General features: G+C 52.9%; 16 protein-coding genes and 2 pseudogenes. 9 read left to right on the top strand and 9 right to left on the bottom strand.

Features of this window, described 5'->3' with window-relative positions; all coding sequences use genetic code 11:
• Together BZJ17_RS17370 and BZJ17_RS03825 are read right to left on the bottom strand one after the other, a co-directional pair.
• A pseudogene (locus BZJ17_RS17370) lies at positions 1-157 on the bottom strand (Fe-S biogenesis protein NfuA); the annotation flags it as partial.
• 105 nt (positions 158-262) lie between these two features.
• Positions 263-979: a ComF family protein gene (locus BZJ17_RS03825; RefSeq protein ID WP_077639827.1), complete on the bottom strand. Its 717-nt coding sequence runs from the start codon at positions 977-979 to the stop codon at positions 263-265.
• 40 nt (positions 980-1019) lie between these two features.
• Here BZJ17_RS03825 and bioH point away from each other — a divergent pair, with 40 nt between their 5' ends.
• The 3 genes from bioH (at position 1020) to BZJ17_RS03840 (ending at position 2782) form a co-directional block, all read left to right on the top strand.
• Complete coding sequence (bioH, locus tag BZJ17_RS03830) at positions 1020-1808, top strand: pimeloyl-ACP methyl ester esterase BioH (protein WP_077639828.1); 789 nt, start codon at positions 1020-1022, stop codon at positions 1806-1808.
• An 88-nt stretch (positions 1809-1896) separates the two neighbouring features.
• The gene (locus tag BZJ17_RS03835; RefSeq protein ID WP_077639829.1) at positions 1897-2244 is read left to right on the top strand and encodes a hypothetical protein; all 348 of its coding nucleotides are present in this window, start codon (positions 1897-1899) and stop codon (positions 2242-2244) included.
• 64 nt (positions 2245-2308) lie between these two features.
• The gene (locus BZJ17_RS03840) at positions 2309-2782 is read left to right on the top strand and encodes an ATP-dependent Lon protease (RefSeq protein ID WP_069589003.1); all 474 of its coding nucleotides are present in this window, start codon (positions 2309-2311) and stop codon (positions 2780-2782) included.
• Between the two features lie 64 nt (positions 2783-2846).
• On the opposite strand, the gene BZJ17_RS03845 is transcribed toward BZJ17_RS03840, so the two are convergent.
• Positions 2847-5162 carry a Tex family protein gene (locus tag BZJ17_RS03845; RefSeq protein ID WP_077639830.1) on the bottom strand — a complete coding sequence of 772 codons (2316 nt, stop codon included), beginning with the start codon at positions 5160-5162 and terminating at the stop codon, positions 2847-2849.
• Positions 5163-5237: 75 nt separating this feature from the next.
• Positions 5238-5732 (bottom strand): transcription elongation factor GreB, encoded by a 495-nt coding sequence (gene greB, locus BZJ17_RS03850; protein ID WP_077639831.1) that lies wholly within the window; start codon positions 5730-5732, stop codon positions 5238-5240.
• A 228-nt stretch (positions 5733-5960) separates the two neighbouring features.
• Here greB and ompR point away from each other — a divergent pair, with 228 nt between their 5' ends.
• From ompR to BZJ17_RS03865, 3 genes are all read left to right on the top strand, one after another.
• Positions 5961-6677: a two-component system response regulator OmpR gene (gene ompR / locus BZJ17_RS03855; protein WP_069588994.1), complete on the top strand. Its 717-nt coding sequence runs from the start codon at positions 5961-5963 to the stop codon at positions 6675-6677.
• A gap of 3 nt (positions 6678-6680) precedes the next feature.
• The gene (envZ, locus tag BZJ17_RS03860) at positions 6681-8015 is read left to right on the top strand and encodes a two-component system sensor histidine kinase EnvZ (RefSeq protein WP_077639832.1); all 1335 of its coding nucleotides are present in this window, start codon (positions 6681-6683) and stop codon (positions 8013-8015) included.
• A 93-nt stretch (positions 8016-8108) separates the two neighbouring features.
• Positions 8109-8504, top strand: coding sequence for a GntR family transcriptional regulator (locus BZJ17_RS03865; protein WP_077639833.1), 396 nt, complete (start codon positions 8109-8111; stop codon positions 8502-8504).
• Here BZJ17_RS03865 and BZJ17_RS03870 read toward each other — a convergent pair.
• The 5 genes and pseudogenes from BZJ17_RS03870 to gmk all read right to left on the bottom strand — a co-directional run bounded on the left by BZJ17_RS03870 (position 8489) and on the right by gmk (position 14256).
• Positions 8489-10295: pseudogene (locus BZJ17_RS03870) on the bottom strand (ATP-dependent DNA helicase RecG). The gene BZJ17_RS03865 and the pseudogene BZJ17_RS03870 sit on opposite strands and share 16 nt — an antisense overlap.
• A 12-nt stretch (positions 10296-10307) precedes the next feature.
• Positions 10308-11015, bottom strand: coding sequence for a tRNA (guanosine(18)-2'-O)-methyltransferase TrmH (trmH, locus tag BZJ17_RS03875; RefSeq protein WP_077639834.1), 708 nt, complete (start codon positions 11013-11015; stop codon positions 10308-10310).
• 93 nt (positions 11016-11108) lie between these two features.
• The gene (gene spoT / locus BZJ17_RS03880) at positions 11109-13214 is read right to left on the bottom strand and encodes a bifunctional GTP diphosphokinase/guanosine-3',5'-bis pyrophosphate 3'-pyrophosphohydrolase (RefSeq protein WP_069588984.1); all 2106 of its coding nucleotides are present in this window, start codon (positions 13212-13214) and stop codon (positions 11109-11111) included.
• A 27-nt stretch (positions 13215-13241) separates the two neighbouring features.
• Positions 13242-13514: a DNA-directed RNA polymerase subunit omega gene (gene rpoZ, locus BZJ17_RS03885; RefSeq protein ID WP_069588983.1), complete on the bottom strand. Its 273-nt coding sequence runs from the start codon at positions 13512-13514 to the stop codon at positions 13242-13244.
• 118 nt (positions 13515-13632) lie between these two features.
• Positions 13633-14256, bottom strand: coding sequence for a guanylate kinase (gmk, locus tag BZJ17_RS03890; RefSeq protein WP_069588981.1), 624 nt, complete (start codon positions 14254-14256; stop codon positions 13633-13635).
• A gap of 310 nt (positions 14257-14566) precedes the next feature.
• On the opposite strand from gmk, the gene BZJ17_RS03895 reads away from it, so the two are divergent.
• The 3 genes from BZJ17_RS03895 (at position 14567) to BZJ17_RS03905 (ending at position 19058) form a co-directional block, all read left to right on the top strand.
• Entirely contained in the window at positions 14567-15076 is a 510-nt protein-coding gene (locus BZJ17_RS03895; RefSeq protein WP_069588980.1) for a sigma-70 family RNA polymerase sigma factor, read from the top strand.
• A gap of 3 nt (positions 15077-15079) precedes the next feature.
• Complete coding sequence (locus BZJ17_RS03900) at positions 15080-16006, top strand: DUF4880 domain-containing protein (protein ID WP_077639835.1); 927 nt, start codon at positions 15080-15082, stop codon at positions 16004-16006.
• 79 nt (positions 16007-16085) lie between these two features.
• On the top strand, positions 16086-19058 hold the full coding sequence (locus BZJ17_RS03905) for a TonB-dependent receptor (protein WP_131826796.1): 2973 nt from the start codon (positions 16086-16088) through the stop codon (positions 19056-19058).
• The last annotated feature ends 23 nt before the right edge of the window (positions 19059-19081 follow it).

The raw sequence follows: 19081 nt of genomic DNA on the forward strand, positions 1-19081 counted from the left end.
TTTCTACTGCTTCGGGTGGACAATAAGAAACACCGCACTCGGCGTTTGGCGTGCCTGGGTTAACCACAAACACGCGAATATTGGTGCCCTCGGGCTGTTGCTCAAGCAACTTCACAAAGTGGCTTTGTGCATTTTCTGAAATTTTGACTTCTGACACGACAAATACCTGACTAATCCAGTGTGTTTTGTACAGTGTACTCCGGTTTTTACTTGCTATCACCCCTTGTTCAATGTGGCTAATTTATGGTCACTGCGGTTTATCTCAAGGGAGCTTGGTTCGCGCAATACAATAAATATCGACCCGTTTCGCACCCGCTCGGCGCAACAAACGGCAAAGTTGACTGACCGTTTCTCCGGTTGTCACCACGTCGTCGACAAGCGCAACATGCTCTGCCGGCAGAGCACCGTGTAAGCGAAATGCCCCGCGCAGGTTCTTCAGTCGCGCAGATCTATCCAGCCCTTGCTGAGGCGAGGTATGGCGAGTACGTCTTAGATAGTGAGTGACGACTCGGCTGCCAAGCCGTTGTTGTAGCGCCCATGCCAGATGGGCGCTTTGGTTAAAGCCGCGTTGTATTCGTCGCCGCCAGTGTAAGGGAACAGGCAGTAAGACTGGGGCAGGCGTGTCGATTTTCTCGCTGAGCAGCGTGGCGAACGGAAGGGCCAGCTCGAAGTCTCCTTGATATTTAAAGCGGTGAACCAAATCAGGGAGCGGGTCGAGGTAGGCACTGATCGCGGTAAGCGTATGCCACGCAGGTGGATGGCTGAGACACTGACCACAATGAGTTTGAGGGGTGAGCACCGGCAAGCCACAACATTGACACCCGTAGGCCTGATGATGTTTATCCCAGCACGCATCGCAGCACAAGGTGTGATCGGCAGGGAGGGATAAGCGACACACGGGGCACTGATGGGGCAAAGATTTGCCCCTAATGCTTTGCCAAACGCCAGCAAGGCGAGGGGGATGAATTGCTGGTATCATAGCCATCCTGATGAAAAAGAGTACAAAGGCAGTGTAAAGCATGGCGTTATGTGATTGGCAATCTTACGGACAAGGCCCCGATCTGGTTCTCATTCATGGCTGGGGAATGAACAGTGCTGTTTGGTCGCTTATCTTGCCGTATCTCACTGCAAACTACCGAGTTCATTGTGTTGACTTGCCCGGATTTGGGTTGAGCCCCGCACAGCCGGGGCTTGATTTAGAACAATTGGCACAAGTGTTGCTTAAAGAATCACCAGCGCAAGCAACTTGGTTGGGCTGGTCACTGGGCGGATTGGTGGCCACGCAAGCGGCCCTGCTCGCGCCCCATCGTTTGACGGGGCTCGTGACGGTCGCAAGCTCACCCAAGTTTGTCGCGGAACCGGGATGGCGAGGCATTAAACCCGCGGTGCTGAATGCATTTGCCTCACAGCTAGAGCAGGATTTTTCTTTGACCGTGGAGCGATTTATGGCGCTGCAGGCTATGGGGTCGCCCACTGCGAAGAAAGACATTAAAGCGCTCAAGCAGGCAGTGTTTTCACGACCTGCACCGGATCCTCAGGCTCTGGCCGATGGTTTGCAAATACTGGCTTCGGCGGATTTACGTCAAGCATGCCAGTCAATTCGCTTACCTTGGCTGCGGTTGTACGGTCGCCTCGATGGTTTGGTGCCTGTCGCCGTGGCGGGACAGATGGATGCTTGGGTACCTCATTCACCGAGTGAGGTCTTTGCACACAGTGCCCATGCCCCTTTTGTCACTGAGCCTGACGGTGTGGTAGACAGGCTCACCGCCTTTCTGGCAACCAATTGCCGCCCTGACTGCGCGCGCTGAACGATTTTTGGCAGAATTGACTAAATCTTGTCATTCTTCTGCCGATAAGTTAACTATGTCACTTGCTCTGGTATGAGGAGAGACCATAATGAACGTAGGCAACGTTGGGCAGTCTCAGGCCTATCATCCTCAGTCGATGAAGCCAAAATCGCCGCCGCAAACGCAACCAAATGCGGACAAAGAGGTCAAAGATACAAAGCCCGCTGAGACAGCGGCCACCCCAGCGGTGAAAGACGTCAAGGATGCGAAAGCAGCCAAAAACGCTGAAGGCGTTGACAAGTCTAAAGAGAAATCATCGGTTGAATCCTTTACTTATGGCGCGTTGGGCATGGACCATCCGGACAAAGTGAAGGAAAACGATGATACCGCCTATAACGCAGGACAATTTTTGTCTGCGCTGGGAACAATAGGCACAATACTCGCGGTTGTCGTCTAAACTATAAGGAGACGAGGCCGGACTGACAATAAGGCCTTCAGCTGATGTTGGGAGGTAGCATCAGATGAATATATCGCCAGCAAGCGTCAGTATCCCAACTGTCGCGCCATCGGTGAACCCGCCAACTGAGCAAGTTGCGCGGGAGAATCGCGTGCGCGAAAAAATTGTTCCGACCAAACAGCCGCCCGCGCTGGATCATGAAAAACCAGCGACGGAGCAAGACAAGCAACTGCGTAATCCGTCGTGGGATCCGTCGCAGCACCCCAATTATTCTTTCGACTATACCCCCGAGTCATTTAAAGACGCCGACTACAACGGCGCCAATGTTGCTAACCGCATTGATGCTATCACTCGTAGCGAGCCCGGAGACGAGGCGCGACCAGAAAACGGCTATCCGTTGGGGCTCAAAATGCCCGAAGAGGTGTTGGAGAAAATTGAGCAACTGCAAAGATTTGAACGCACCCGTGCGGTGGTCGCGATGCGCTACCAGCAAGCGACCGTGGCGAATATGCCATCAGAAGTATTAATTGTGATTTAAGCTCGGTCCATTGAGCCGATTGACGTTAAAGCCCCGCCAAGACGAGCGGGGCTTTTTTGCGTCATTAAGAGCGCTTGGCGCGGGCAAAGGCATCTGCCATGCTCCCGCCGATAGGTTTGGCGGGTTGACGAGGCGCCTTGCGTGATGGGCGATGCTGTCCCGCTTTGTGGTTATCGCCTTGTCCTTGGGACGCACTGTCGCCTGAAGGGGTATCGTCCAAACGCATGGATAAGCCAATCCGTTTGCGTGGTACATCCACCTCCATCACTTTGACTTTAACCACATCTCCGGCTTTGACCACATCACGAGGGTCACTGACAAAGCGATTCGACAGGGCGGAGATGTGCACCAAGCCGTCTTGGTGAACCCCGACATCGACAAAGGCGCCAAAGTGCGTCACGTTGGTCACCACGCCTTCCAGTTGCATTCCGGGCTTCAGATCGCTGACTTGATTGATGCCTTCCGCAAAGGTGGCGGTCTTAAACTCAGGACGCGGGTCGCGGCCGGGTTTTGCCAGCTCGTTAAGCACGTCGGTGACCGTGATTGCCCCAAAGTTGTCATCTGCAAACTCTTTCGCGTTCAGGCCTTGCAAGAAACGGCTGTTACCGACCAGCGCCTCGACGGCTTTGCCAGTTTTCTCCGCAATGCGTTTGACCAAAGAATAGGTTTCTGGGTGAACGCCAGAGCGATCCAGCGGGTTGGCACCATCCATTACCCGTAAAAAGCCCGCGCATTGTTCGAATGCTTTAGGGCCAAGACGCGGCACTTTCAGCAGGGTTTTACGATCGCCAAAGCGGCCATTTTCATCACGAAAAGCGACAATGTTTTGCGCCATGGTTTGGCTTAAGCCAGCGACACGAGTCAGGAGTGGCGCCGATGCACTGTTCAGATCCACGCCGACCGCGTTCACGCAGTCTTCGACCACAGCATCGAGTTTTTTGGCAAGCTGACTTTGAGAGACATCGTGCTGATATTGGCCTACACCAATCGATTTCGGGTCAATTTTAACCAGTTCGGCCAGTGGGTCTTGCAGGCGGCGGGCGATAGAAACGGCACCACGCAGCGAGACATCAAGGTCGGGAAATTCATTCGCAGCTAATTCCGATGCCGAATACACCGAGGCACCCGCCTCACTGACCATGACGGTCTGAATGGCTAAGCCGGCCTGACTCAGCATGGTTTTGGCAAACGCTTCGGTCTCGCGGGAGGCGGTGCCGTTGCCGATCGCGATGAGGTTGACCTGATGACGTTTAATTAAATTGAGCACCGTTTTGCTCGCCCCATCTACGTCGTGACGCGGGGCGGTAGGATAAATGGTGGCGGTATCGAGCAATTTCCCTGTACCGTCGACCACGGCCACCTTACAGCCGGTACGCAACCCCGGGTCAATACCGAGCGTACAGCGTGGGCCCGCGGGAGCGGCCATCAGAACGTCTTTCAGGTTGGCGGCAAAGACATCAATGGCGTCGCTTTCGGCCCGCTCTTTCAAACTGGCCATAAGCTCAGTCTCAAGGTGCATGAGTATTTTGACTCGCCACGCGAACGCGATAACTTGCTTACGCCAACGATCGGCGGGCGCACTGCCCAAGGATAAGCCGTAATGCTCGGCAATCATGGTTTCGCAGATACTGCCTTTACTGTCTGCTTCTTGGTCTGGGTCAGCGATTAAGGCCAGTTGCAAGACGCCTTCGTTGCGGCCACGGAGCATGGCCAAGGCGCGGTGAGAAGGCACTTTAGCGATCGGCTCTTGATGATCGAAGTAGTCTTTAAATTTCGCCCCAGCCTCTTCTTGGCCTGTGACAACACTTGCGCGTAACACCGCGTATTGGTTGAGATATTGACGAATTTTATCGAGCAAGGCGGCATCTTCAGCGAGGCGTTCCATCATGATGGCGCGGGCGCCGTCGAGTGCTGCCTTGGTATCGGCGATGCCTTGCTCGGGATTGAGATAGGATTGGGCGAGCGTGTCAGGATCGTACGACGCGTCTTGCCATAAGGCCTCGGCCAAGGGCGCTAGGCCTGCTTCAATGGCAATCTGTCCTTTGGTACGACGCTTGGGTTTATAGGGCAGATAGAGATCTTCCAAGCGGTTCTTGCTGTCCGCCGCCAAAATGTCGCGACGCAAGCTATCGGTTAGTTTACCTTGCTCATCAATCGATTTTAGGATGGTGTCACGCCGAGCCTCCATTTCGCGCAAGTACACTAAGCGTGTTTCCAGCGTGCGCAGTTGGCTGTCATCCAGCCCTTGGGTGGCTTCTTTTCGATAGCGAGCAATAAAGGGGACGGTATTTCCGTCATCGAGCAGCGCAACGGCGGTTGCGACCTGGTTGGGTGAGACATTGAGCTCTTTAGCCAGGGTTTGAGTCAGTTGACTGTGCATGCATATCCTTTTGTAAACAAGCACGGCAGCACCGCAGCACTGCCATTGAATCTGTTTCTTTGACCCTTGTGGTCGTTAAGGTTCCCGTGAGTCGGTCTCGGTTGGGTAAGTGATTGTATTGACGAACCAATGCTTCTCGCCTTCAGGGGTTCGGACCACCACCTCATCATCGACCGCTTTTTTGAGCAGGGCGCGCGACATGGGCGCATCAATCGAGATGTAGTCTTTACGATCGTAAATCTCATCAGGGCCAACAATCCGAAAGCGTTTGATATCGCCCGCCTCGTTTTCAATTTCTACCCAAGCGCCAAAAAAGACCCGCCCTTCTTGTTGGGGTGAGTAGTCGACAATGGTGAGTTCATTCAGCCGCTTGCGCAGATAACGGACGCGGCGGTCAATTTGTCGCAGCAAGCGCTTGTTATAGGTGTAGTCGGCATTCTCTGAGCGGTCGCCTAAACTTGCCGCCCAACTGACAATTTTGGTGATCTCTGGGCGTTTTTCATGCCACAGGTGGTCATGTTCCGCTTTGAGTGCGTTAAACCCTTCACGGGTGACCAGTTTGGTTTTCACGCAGCGTCTCCTTAACCCTCGCGAAGCCTCAATAAGTGATGCAATTTCAACGAGCAAATTACAAGAACCGAGCAAGCTTGTCGAGGCAACACTCGGTAACAATTTCTTCGTTGTTTCGTGGCGGAACCATCAGTGTCAATCCGCGCAAATGTGGCAAAATCCGGTATGATTACAGCAATGACTGCTTGATTTGTCGGCAGATAACCGCATTGAGTATGAGGGTTAACCATGCAAGAAAACTATAAAATCCTAGTGGTGGATGATGATATGCGTCTGCGTTCGCTACTGGAGCGTTACCTAACTGAGCAGGGCTTCCAAGTGCGCAGTGTGGCCAATGCCGAACAGATGGATCGCTTGCTCGCGCGGGAAGCCTTTCACCTGATGGTCTTGGATCTGATGCTGCCGGGTGAAGATGGCTTATCTATCTGCCGCCGTTTGCGTCAGGCGAACAACCAATTACCGATTTTAATGCTCACCGCAAAGGGTGATGAAATTGACCGCATTGTCGGATTAGAAGTGGGCGCGGACGATTACTTGCCCAAGCCATTTAACCCACGGGAGCTATTGGCTCGTCTCCGTGCTGTCTTGCGCCGCCAAACCATTGAAGCGCCGGGCGCACCGAGTGCAGACACCAAGGTGGTCGAATTTGGCGAGTTTCGCCTCAACCTCGGTACACGGGAGATGTTCCGTAATGACGACCCGATGACGTTAACCTCGGGCGAATTTGCGGTCCTTAAAGCCTTGGTGACCAATGCGCGCGAGCCGTTATCACGCGACAAGCTGATGAATATGGCGCGCGGACGTGAGTACTCCGCGATGGAACGCTCCATTGACGTGCAAATCTCGCGATTGCGCCGCATGATTGAAGAAGATCCGAGCAAGCCACGCTATATCCAGACCGTGTGGGGACTGGGCTACGTGTTTGTCCCTGACGGCGAGGTATAAGCGATGCGGATGTCGCCGCGCACCAACTTTGCCCGCACGCTGTTGATTTTGGCTGGCCTATTGATTGCCAGCCAAGTTTTTTCTTATCTCACCATCGTTAATTATGCCCTGCTCCCCAGCTTGCAGCAGTTCAATAAAATCCTGGCCTTTGAAGTGCGCTTGATGCTGGAAGAGGATTGGACGCTGAAAGACGGGGAAGTGCTGCATTTGGGTGAGCCCGTGCGTCGGCAACTGCTGGAACAAATTGGGGTGACCTTACATGCCCCCAATAGTGACGCAGCAGGCGCCTACCAAGACGCGATGCAGATCGATTATCTCAGTGCGCGGATGAGCGAAGAGCTGGGAACGCCGACCGAAGTGCGCCTTGTCAGCGGTGAAGACAGCTATGTGCTGTGGTTAAAGTTTGACGCCATCGATGACTTTTTGATGCGTATTCCGCTTTCTGAACTGCATCAAGATGACTTTGCGCCCCTTTTCCAATACAGCCTGATTATTGCGTTGCTGGTGATTGCAGGTGGTTGGCTGTTTATCAAGATGCAAAATCGCCCACTGGTGACCTTAGAGCGTGCTGCGTTAGATGTGGCTGAAGGCCGGTTTCCTGAGCCTGTCGCTCCAAAAGGCGCTTCTGAAATTCAAGCGGTAACAGTGGCGTTTAATAAAATGTCTGCAGGCATACGTAAACTCGAAGAGGATCGTGCCTTGCTGATGGCAGGGGTGAGCCATGATTTGCGCACGCCGCTGACGCGCATTCGCTTGGCGACCGAAATGATGTCGCCGGACGATGAGTACCTTGCCGATAGCATCACCAAAGACACCGAAGAGTGCAACGAGATCATCAACCAGTTTATGGATTATCTGCGCGCGGTGCAGCAGCAAGACCCTGATCCGGTAGATTTAGCGAGCATTTGTCGTGATGTGGCGAATAGCCAACAGCTGGTGGGTATCGAGATGGATACCGAGTTGCTGCCTTTGTATGGCGAGTTGTATGCCAACTCGGTGGCGCTTAAGCGGGCCGTGACTAACCTAGTGGTTAACGCGGTCCGCTATGGCAACGGCTGGGTACGCATTCGTTGTGGCAGTACCGCCGATCATACCCACCAATGGATCGAAGTTGAGGACAATGGACCGGGCATTGATGCGAGCCTAGAAGCGTCGCTTTTCCAGCCGTTCACGCGGGGTGATTCAGCCCGTGGTAGCGAGGGAACTGGACTGGGACTCGCCATTGTGAAACGGATTGTGGAACAACTGCGCGGCGATATTCGCCTGTCTTCCCGTACCGAAGGAGGGCTGAGGATCCAGATGACATTTCCGGTCAATCAAGGGCGAGCTAAAAGCTAGTGTGCGCGTTGCCACGTTTTCTCCACGGCCTATTCGCGAAGGCGGATAGGCCGACCATACTGTCGTATAGAACTAATACACACACTATGGCCTATGCGACTTTGTTTAGATAAAAACGATCCTATCCCGAAATTTCAGCAATTGATTGAGCAAATCCAGCGTCAGATCGCCAGTGGTGCGCTGCGCTCAGGCGAGCGCTTGCCGTCGGTACGCGTGCTGGCGCGAGAGTTAAAGATGAACCCGATGACGGTCTCGCGCAGCTATCAGCAGCTTGCCGAGCAAGGATGGTTAGAGCGAGTGCGAGGCGTTGGGATGAAAGTCAGCCAGCAAGCGCGTCCTGCTGAGCCTCATCAACGGTTGCAATATGTACAAGCGCCATTGGCGCATTTTATTCAGGTGGCCAATCAAGCCGGATATAGCAAATCCGAGGCCATGGCGTTGGTCATGGCCCACTGGGAGAGCGATATCGGCGATCATGCGTTGGAATAATGGGTTTTATGGCCAAGCCAACGTGCGATGATTGCGGCGGCGTGTTGCGGATAGTGTCGATGCAGGTGGTGCGCTAACTTCTGTACCTCGGGGATCAGCGCTTGGTCACGCACCAGATCGGCAATTTTAAACTCGGCCAAGCCGGTTTGCCGGGTACCGAGAAGCTCGCCGGGCCCACGAATATCGAGATCGCGCTGTGCGATCACAAAGCCATCATTGCTCTCGCGCAGGACGCCCAAGCGTTGACTGGCGGTTTTAGACAAAGGGGCATGATACAAGAGCACACAGTGGCTGGCGACGGAGCCTCGACCGACACGGCCCCGTAATTGGTGAAGCTGTGCCAACCCGAGCCGCTCGGGGTTTTCAATGATCATCAAACTCGCATTGGGGACATCGACGCCCACTTCAATCACGGTAGTTGCGACCAACAAATGCAGCTCCCCTTGCTTAAAGGCTTGCATGACGGCTTGTTTTTCCGCCGCTTTCATGCGTCCGTGGACAAGGCCGACGGCAAGATGAGGAAGCGCCGCTTTGAGTGCGGTGGCGGTATCTTCAGCAGCTTGTGCTTCGAGAGCGTCGGATTCTTCAATCAAGGTACACACCCAATACGCCTGGCGGCCTTCACTGCAAGTCGACATGGGCTTGAAACAACGCATGCGTGCCGACCACCATTTTCGCCTCACCGCTGGCAATCCTTGCAAGTTCAGCGTCGCGCGCTTTGCCTTTAAGCTTACCGGCGAGCCAACCAACCTGAATACCCAACGGCTCCAGCCATTGGGCAAAATTCACCGCATGCTGTTCGGCCAATAGCTCCGTGGGGGCCATTAATGCGACTTGGTAATCGTGTTCGATAGCTTGCAGCGCCGCCAATACCGCAACTAGCGTCTTACCCGCGCCCACATCGCCTTGTACCAAGCGCATCATGGGGACGGGCTTAGCCAGATCGCGACTGATTTCATCGACCACGCGCGATTGTGCCCCTGTGGGTGAGAATGGCAGGTTGGCCAGCAATTGTTGGCTCAGCGCCCCATTCGGTGGCAACGGCGTGGCACTGACCGCTTGCGCTTGATGACGAACGGACAGCATCGACAGATGTTGGGCGAGTAATTCTTCAATAATTAAGCGACGTTGGGCAGGGTGTTGTCCGGCTTGCAAGGCCTCAAGTGACACCTCTGGTGGTGGACGATGCAAAAGGTGTAAGGCATCGCGTAATGAAAGCTGTCTATCATATAAGCCCTCAGGGAGTAACTCTTGTACACCACTTTTGTCCAGCAATGCCAACGCTTGGTCGGTTAGACTGCGCAAGGTAGCTTGGCGCAGCCCTTCAGTGGTGGGATAGACAGGTGTCAGAGTTTCTTCTAGCGCAAGCTCGGTAGGCTCAGAAAAGACTTTATAGTCAGGGTGAATGATTTCTAGGCCATGCTTACCGCGTTTTAGCTCGCCATAGGCCTTCACATGTTTGCCGATGGCGAGGCTGTTTTTCATCGCGGCGTTGAAGTTAAAAAAGCGTAGCGTCAGCGCACCATTGCCATCATGGATCCGCACGGTCAGCATGCGGCGGCGCCCAAACACAGTGTCATTGTGCGTCACTTCACCCTCAACGGTCGCGGTTTGTCCGGGGAGCAAACTGGCGATCGGCCAGACGCGTGTGCGATCTTCATAACGGTACGGCAAGTGAAACAAGACATCTTGAACCGTATACAACCCCAGCTTGGTCAGCTTTTCCGCCATTTTAGCGCCGACACCGGCCAGTGTTTCGACTGAGACAGCATTGAGCATGGATGATCGCATCAAAATAGTCCGTTATTTACTACGTTTGTGTTTGGCTGCCTGCATCGCAGACCACCATGCCTCATCAGCAACGATTTGCCCGTGTTCATCCAGCGGTGGATAGGGCAGCCCTTTTTGTTTAGCCACGCGTGCTAAAACAGGATGGCCCCGTTCAAACAGGATCTTGTGGACTTCTTCGTCCGGAATACGGGTGTGAGCCCGTTGGTACATACCAGCTAATTGGCGCTGTCGCTGGGCCTCATACAGAATAAGAGCACTCGCCACTGACACGTTTAATGACTGTACCATACCCACCATTGGGATGAGGATATCTTGATCCGCCTTATCGAGCGCTTCGCGACTGATGCCTTCTTTTTCTTGGCCTAATACAATAGCGGTAGGGCGGGTGTAATCGACGTCGCGAAAATCGATGGCGGTGTCGGATAAGTTGGTGACTAAGATCTGCATGCCTTGAGCGTGAAGCGCATCAAAGGCTTCGGCAGTCGAATCATGGGTTTGTACATCGACCCAGTTGCGAGAGCCTGCTGAGGTGCCACCCAAAGCGCGCATTTTACTGCCTTTTGGCCAGACGGCATGAAGACGATGTACGCCGACGGCATCCGCGGTGCGAATAATGGCAGAGATATTATTTGGCTTATGGACTTGTTCCATACACACGGTGAGATCAGGCTGGCGCTGAGCAAGCACTTGATGAATTCGTTCAAACCGTTCTGGTGTCATGGTGAGGTTCCGTTAGTTACACGATAGGAGAGAAACAAACTCGCCCACCAAAAGGCGGGCGAGTGATAGCCTGAGCACGAAATGGCAACATGGCTAGTTCTTTTGACGGCTGACCTTGACCACGTTTGGCATCACACGAATGCGGCGCATAATATTGGCAAGGTGAACCCTGTCTGTGGTGGTGAGGCGAACAAAGATGGTGTACAAGCGGCCATCTTTTTCTTCGGTCGTCAGTCCCTGAATATTCGATCCCGTCGCGGCGATGGTGTTGGTTAAATCCGCTAGCGCCCCTTGATGGTTCTGCATATCCACGCGTAGACGAGTACTGAACTCCTGATCGAAATCGTCTGCCCACTCAACAGGCATATATTTATCCGGCTCTTGACGGTAGCCGCGAATGTTTGAGCAGGTTTCACGGTGGATCACCAAGCCTTTACCGGGGCTGACGTGCGCGATAATCGGATCGCCCGGAATAGGGCGGCAACAGTTGGCATAAGTGACCAAGATACCATCTGCGCCACGGATAGGCATTTTTCCATCCGACGGTTCCGCGTCCGTGTTTTCATCGTCCAGCAGGCGGCGAGCGATCACGACACTCATTAACTCACCTAAGCCGATCGCGGCGAGCAAATCATCGCTGCTTTCTAGCTTCAGGTCGGTCAAAATTGCATTGAGGCGGTCAGGATCGACATCAGGTAGGTTCTTCTCACCCAGCGCATGGTTGAGCAAACGACGCCCCAATGTGACTGATTCTTCACGGCGCATGGTTTTGAGCACTTGGCGGATCTTGGTCCGTGCCCGAGCGGTCACCACATAATTGAGCCATGCGGCATTCGGGCGAGCGCCCGGTGCGGTAATGATCTCAATGGTTTGGCCGTTTTTCAGAGGTTGGCTTAGCGGATACGGTTGACGATTGACTCGCGCGCCGACACAGGTGTTACCCACATCGGTATGAACCGCATAGGCAAAGTCAACGGCCGTGGCGCCCACAGGAAGCTCGACGATACGCCCTTTCGGGGTAAAGACATACAGCTCATCGGGGAAAAGATCGGATTTAACGCTTTCGATAAACTCGAAGGAGTTCCCCGCGCTTTGCTGCAGCTCAATCAAGTTTTGCATCCAGCGCTGAGCACGTTTTTGTGCCGTGGTACCGGATGGACGTTCGGCGCCGCTCTTATACGCCCAGTGCGCAGCGACCCCTTTGTCCGCCATCTGGTCCATGTCTTCAGTGCGAATTTGCACTTCAACTGGCACACCATGCGGACCAATCATTGACGTATGCAGTGATTGATAACCGTTCGCCTTCGGCACGGCAATGTAATCTTTCAAGCGGCCGGGACGTGGTTTATACAAATTATGCATTTGCCCTAAGACGCGGTAACAGGTGTCGAGATCGTCGACGATCACGCGAAAGGCATACAAATCCATAATGGTATGAAAGCGCTGCTCTTTATTCTTCATCTTGTTATAGATGGAATAAAGGTTCTTCTCTCGGCCAAGCACGCGCGCGTTGATCCCGGCATCTTCCAAGCGGCCTTCGATTTCCGCATGGATTTTTTGGATCATTTCTTTGCGGTTGCCCCGCGCTTGCGCAATCACTTTTTTGAGGACGCGATAGCGGTTGGGGTAGAGCGCTTCAAAGCCGAGCTCTTCGAGCTCCACTTTAATATTGTGAATACCGAGGCGGTGAGCGAGTGGGGCAAAAATTTCCAGTGTTTCGCGGGCAATACGGCGACGTTTATCGGGGCGCAGGGCACCCAAGGTACGCATATTATGGGTACGGTCGCTGAGCTTAATCAGAATGACGCGAATGTCATGGGCCATGGCCATGACCATTTTGCGGAAGTTTTCCGCCTGCGCTTCTTTGCGATCGCGAAACTTGAGCTTGTCGAGCTTGGAAACGCCATCCACCAGATCCGCAACCACATCACCAAAGCGTTGTTGCAGATCCTCTTTGGTCACGTCTGTGTCTTCAATCACATCGTGCAGCAACGCCGCCATTAAGGTTTCGCAGTCCAAGCGCATTTCTGCGAGGATCCGCGCAACGGCGATGGGGTGGATGATGTAGGGCTCACCGGTGGAGCGGGTTTGCCCGTCATGGGCATCGCGCGCAACCAGATACGCTTGCCGGAGCGCTTCAAGCTGCGATTCCGGCAAGTATTGGTTCGCGACTTCTTTCAGGCTATCAAAGAGGTACAAACGGCCTGTTCCCTGATGATGACGCGATTAACGGTGACCAGAAATGGTGCTAACAGCGGCCATTTCGGCAGCTTCTTGCTCCTGCTTTTCTTGACGCTCACGTGCGTCTAGCACTTCTTTGTTGATCAGTCCTTCTTCGATCTCACGCAGTGAGATCACGGTGTACTTGTCATTTTCTTCTGGTACTAGAGGATCTTTACCACCCGTTTGCATTTGGCGGGCGCGGCGGGCCGCAACCAGAACGAGATCGAAACGGTTACCAATTTTTTCAACGGCGTCTTGAACAGTTACGCGTGCCATGAAGGACTCCAGCTGTAGTGATAAACAGGTCTTAAAAATGACCGAAAATTATACAAAAGGCGGCCGTCCATTGCTAGCACTGGGTGCGCTGCAATCGAACAAACGCCAATATTCATGATTAGTCGGCCAGCAAGTCGTCAATCATTGCATGATATTTGCTGGCTTGTTTAGGCTGACGCATCCGCTCTGCACGGAGGATCGCTTTAAGATCCATTAATGCGACATCAAAGTCATCATTAATGATCAAATAGTCATATTCAGCATAGTGAGAGATCTCTGAACGTGCTTCTTGCATGCGTTTGGCGATCACCTCTTCGCTATCTTGGCCGCGAGCGGTGAGACGGCGCTCTAACTCTTCGCGGCTAGGCGGCAAAATAAAGATGCTTTTACTGTTCGGCATCTGTTGACGAATTTGCTGCGCCCCTTGCCAATCAATGTCCAAAAAGATATCGATGCCTTTATTAAGCATCTCTTCAATCCATACGCGCGATGTCCCGTAATAGTTGCCAAAGACTTCTGCGTGTTCCAAAAAGGCGCCTTGATCAATTAAGGCCTTGAATTCTTCTACTGCGACAAAATGGTAATGCACGCCGTTTTCTTCACCGGGACGCATAGCGCGTGTGGTGTGTGAAACCGACACTTTCATGTCATAGCGTGGGTTGTCATTCAGCAGTGCTGAAATCAGGCTTGATTTGCCTGCACCGCTCGGGGCAGAAACAATATAAAGCGTACCTTGACTCATGGATTGATCACTTTAACCGGCTGATGCCAATACCAAAGCATAGCGCAATCGTATTGACGGAGATCGACGAATAGATAGTAGTCTCCCGATGGGAGGCGCGCAGGTTAGCACGAACCGGCGGGGATTTGAACGCTAGAGCGTGAACTTACTGACTCGATACATGTGTGCGCGATTGCCGGTGTGACACAAACTGTGCGCTGAGTCGATAAAGCATGGCTCTGTCTAGAACATGCTTGCATATACGCAATTATTAATGATAATTGTTAGCGTTTGTATTGAGTGGTCGATTTAGGTGTAGGGAGCACATTCAATGATAGGGAGTCAGCAGGCGTTACATCAGGGTGTTACCTCGCTGTATGTGTCACATCAGCGCTGGCTTTCGGGCTTTATTCAGCGACGCATGGGATGCCCGTCAACGTCGGCAGACTTAGTGCAAGATACCTATCTGCGTTTGCTTAACTCTGGCCGTTTGCCTGATACAGACAGTGCGCGTGCTTACCTTACTCATATCGCCAAAGGCTTGATCGTCGATTGGTATCGCCGTCGTCGCGTTGAGCAAGCTTACTTAGACTATCTGCAAGCGCAGCCGGAACGCATGGCCAGCTCGCCCGAGCAACACCAACAAACCATGGAAGCCTTGGTGGCGGTTGATGCGTTATTAGGACATTTACCGGTCAAGGTGCGGCAGGCTTTGCTGATGCGCCAGCTAGAGGGAATGAGCTATAAAGACATCGCAAAGGCGCTTTCTGTCTCGATTTCCTCGGTAGAGAAGTATGTCGCCAAGGCACTGGCGACCTGTGTACTCGCTGCACAAGAGTGATTCATGATGTCGTCGTTATCACCTCACGTGGTTGAACAAGCGGCACAATGGATGGCCCGTATGTGGGCCGACGATGTGTCTGAGCAGGATAAACAGGCGCTATCACAGTGGCGACGTGCTCACCCTCATCATGAAAAGGCATGGCAAGCGCTGGAAGGTGTGCAATCCCAGCTTCAGGATGTCTCGGGACATCATTCGGTATTATTGCGACACAGTGGCCTGTCGCGCCGGCGGTTTTTGATGCTTGGTGGCATTGGTATTGGCGCAGGGTGCTTATTGGCATGGCGCTCTAATGCGCAGCGTTACGAACAGGGCGTTGCCTTGGCAAGCCGAGTCGGGGAACTCAAGCAGTTCACCTTGCCAGATCAGAGTCGTGTCGCGTTAAACACAGACTCGCGGGTGTGGGTCGATTATCAAGGCGCGAAAAAACAAATTTTCCTTGAGCGCGGTGAAGTGATGCTCGAAGCGGCATCGCCTTTATCGGTTCTCACCGCCCACGGTCAGGTGTGGGTTGAGGAGCAAGGCCAGCTTGCTGTGCGCCAGTTTGCGCGCTTCAGTGCCATACAATTGTTATCGACCAATGCGCGTATTCAGCCATTCCAAGGGCAACTGCGTTACATTCCCGCCGGGCATTCGGTGCAATGCACGGACAATAAGGTGCAGCATCTTGCGCCTTTAGAAACTCACGCAGTGAGCTGGTTGGAGCAAAAACTCGTGGCTGAACGCATGCCGCTTTCGACGCTCGTTGAAGAGCTATCACGGTATTTCTCAGGCTGGTTGCGCTTAGATGCGCAACTGAATGATCTAACCGTGACGGGGGTATTTTCCACCCGTAATATCCAGCAAACGCTGGCGCATTTAGAAACCATTCTGCCTATTGCCCTGCGCTTTCGCACTGCGCTCTGGGTGCAAATTATTCCAGCCCAATAAAAAATGACATTCATCTTTACGGATCCCACGCCTTCGTTCGGTGTATCGGTTAGTTAATTCACTTAAGTGGAGCCGTATTGTGAAACTGCAGTCATCGATATTGTGTCTATCGTTAACCTTGGACGTGCCTTTTTATTCCCCCGTTTATGCCCAAACAGACACGGTAAATACCTACCAGATCCCCGCCGGAGAGCTTGATGCGGTATTAAAAGCCTTTGCGCTGGCATCGGGTATCGAATTTCATCTGGATGCGCGTTTGTCCGAAGGTTTTTACAGTGCGGGGCTCGACGGACAGTTTACTCCAGAGCAAGGCCTTAACACCCTGCTGACCAGTACGGGGTTGACGGCACACCGACAAGCCGATGGCAGCTATCAAATTACCGACAGCACAGAGTCGCTGACGCTCGATACCCTAGATGTGTCGTTTTCGGAAGGGGAGATTAGTCGCGATGAAGCGGGTAAATATGCTGTTTACGATGACAACCGGTCAACGGTGTACGCGGGCAAAAAAGAGGTTGAGCGATATAAAGGTAAAGATGCGGCTGATCTCTTTAAAGGTATGCCCAATGTGTACAGTGGTGATGCGCGCAACGGCGGAGGCATTGACCCAAATATTCGAGGTGTTCAAGGGCCGGGTCGTGTGCCTGTCCTCATCGATGGTACAGAGCAAGGGCTGACTGTCTGGCGTGGCTATCGCGGTGTCTCGAATCGCAGCTATATTGATCCCAACTTAATTGGTGGTGTGCAGGTGATCAAAGGCCCCAATACTGTGGCGAATGTCAAAACATCCACAGGCGGCGCGGTGGTCGTCAACACCCTCTCTGCACAAGATATTTTGCTGCCGGGAAAAGACTTTGGCGGTGAGTTCTTGATTGAAGGAAGCAACAATGCGGTTGCGCCCACGTTAGGGACCTTATACACAGGGCAAGATTATCGCGAGGTCGACGGGTTTCCGTCCACGCCCCAATACCCTTACGCCGATCCTTCGCTTTGGCAGCCGATGAGCCACAACAAGAACAACAATCCTTTCTCGGGGGATGACTATGCTTACCGTCTTGCGCTGGCGAAACGAGACGAAAGCATGGAATGGTTGGCTGCTTACGCTTATCGCTATAAAGGCAATTATTATGGTGGCAAACATGATAGCGGTTTTTATAAAAGCGGCGATTCGAAAGAAGCCTATATGACCAAGGTCGACCCAGAGACCTTGGCGCTGCGCCATCTGCCGGGCGCGGAAATTCCCAACACGTCCAGCGAAACCGAATCTGTGTTGCTGAAAAGTACATTCCTTTTCGAGGGCGCGCAGCAATTGAGCCTTGGCGCGCGCTACACCGATGCCGAGTATGGTGAAATCATGGCGAGCCGCTCTGGTGACTTAGTCGATGGCAATAAAATGGCGCAATGGCCACTTAGCCGCGTGCGTGCACAAGCTTACAACCTTGATTATCACTGGTCGCCAAAGGACCCTTGGATTGATTTAACGGCCAAGTTATGGACCACCTACACGGTCAGCGATACCAATACCCGAGGTGGGTTTCCTAACTATGCCAATAACCATGACCTGTTACCGGGCTACAGCACCCTGTTGCGCAATACTGCTGCGTCTAACGCAAAAGATAGTCGTATTGGCCTGAATATCAGTAATACCACGGCGTTCAGTGACACCTTATCTATGACTGCCGCAGGACGATACCAATACCGAGAACAACGTTCTGATGATACTTATGATGCGAACAAAGCCGATGGTTGGGTGCACTTTCCACAAGAAGGGACCTATCAAGAATTCGATGCCAGCTTACAAGCCACTTGGCAGCCACATACCCAATGGACGCTCAACGCTGGTGTGAAGTTTCAAGGCTTTGATGTCAAAGATGACTTCCTTGCAGCGCGCCAAGCCGAAGGGGGCGATACCCTGTTCACGCAGCAGGCTGTCTCGCCGGGGCTTGAAGCCAGCTATAAAGTGCGTGTGTTCCTGAGTGAGGCTGAAATTCAGGCGAGGTTGGGCCGTTATCGCGAAAGTTTGGAATTTTTTGGGGTGCCTGAGAGCCAGATAGTGGCTGATCTTGCTGAAGAAGAGGCCAAGCTGCGCGAAGAAGGTCAAATTGAAGAGCGTACACAAGCTTGGTTACATGATGGAAACGGTAAATATAGCCGTGCGCAAAACCCCTGTGACCCCGCTAACGGACTATTACCCGAAAACTACATTGAAGGGACGTGTCGTACGACCAATCAATTGAATACCAAAGTGAACATGCGTCCCAAAACACACGATCACGGGCAGGGTTGGTCACCGTTTGCCTCCGTGGCATTTTCTCCTACGCCGCAAGACCGTATTTACTACCGCTACAGCCAAATGTTGCGCTTTCCAAGCCTCTTTGAAAGCACGCTTAGCTTTTCCGCGTTAAATAATGCGTATACCAGCCTCAAACCCGAAGCAACGGTGAATCACGAGTTAGGCTACATTCATCATTTTACTCACGGTGATCTGAAACTGGCTTACTTTCACCACCTCACTGAAAACGTGATTGAGCGAGATGACATGCTGCGCTTTAGCAATATTGATTCGCAGACGCTGGCAGGATTGGAGCTGCAAGCGAACTACGATGATGGTGATTGGTTTGCCGATTTAAATGGCGCTTACATGCTCACCAATAAAGTCTGTGATGAGAGCTCCGTCGTCACACGTTATCGCCCCGACGAGCCAGAATATTACCGCAATTGTCTGTTTGGCGGTTTTCCTGGTGGATATTTAGAATCGCAAGTCCCCCCAGCGTGGTCGACGTCACTGCAACTGGGCCATCGCTTTTTCAATCGTCAGTTAGAAGCTGGGATCAAAGGCGCGTACCTTGCTAAAGCCAAGTCAGATGAGGTGGTCCAGCGCGACGATACCTTAACGTTTGATGCATTTGCCAATTATCAGCTATCACGCCACATCGCGCTTGAAGTCGTAGGGACCAATTTAACCGATGTCTACCACATTGACCCACTGGTGCGTTCCAGTGTACCGGCGCCAGGGCGCACTATTAAATTGATGCTAAAAGCAAAATTTTAACGACGCGGTTACGGGTTTTCGTT

It is taken from the genome of Salinivibrio sp. IB574, from assembly GCF_001996205.1.
In the GTDB taxonomy this organism is placed as follows: Bacteria; Pseudomonadota; Gammaproteobacteria; order Enterobacterales; family Vibrionaceae; genus Salinivibrio; species Salinivibrio proteolyticus.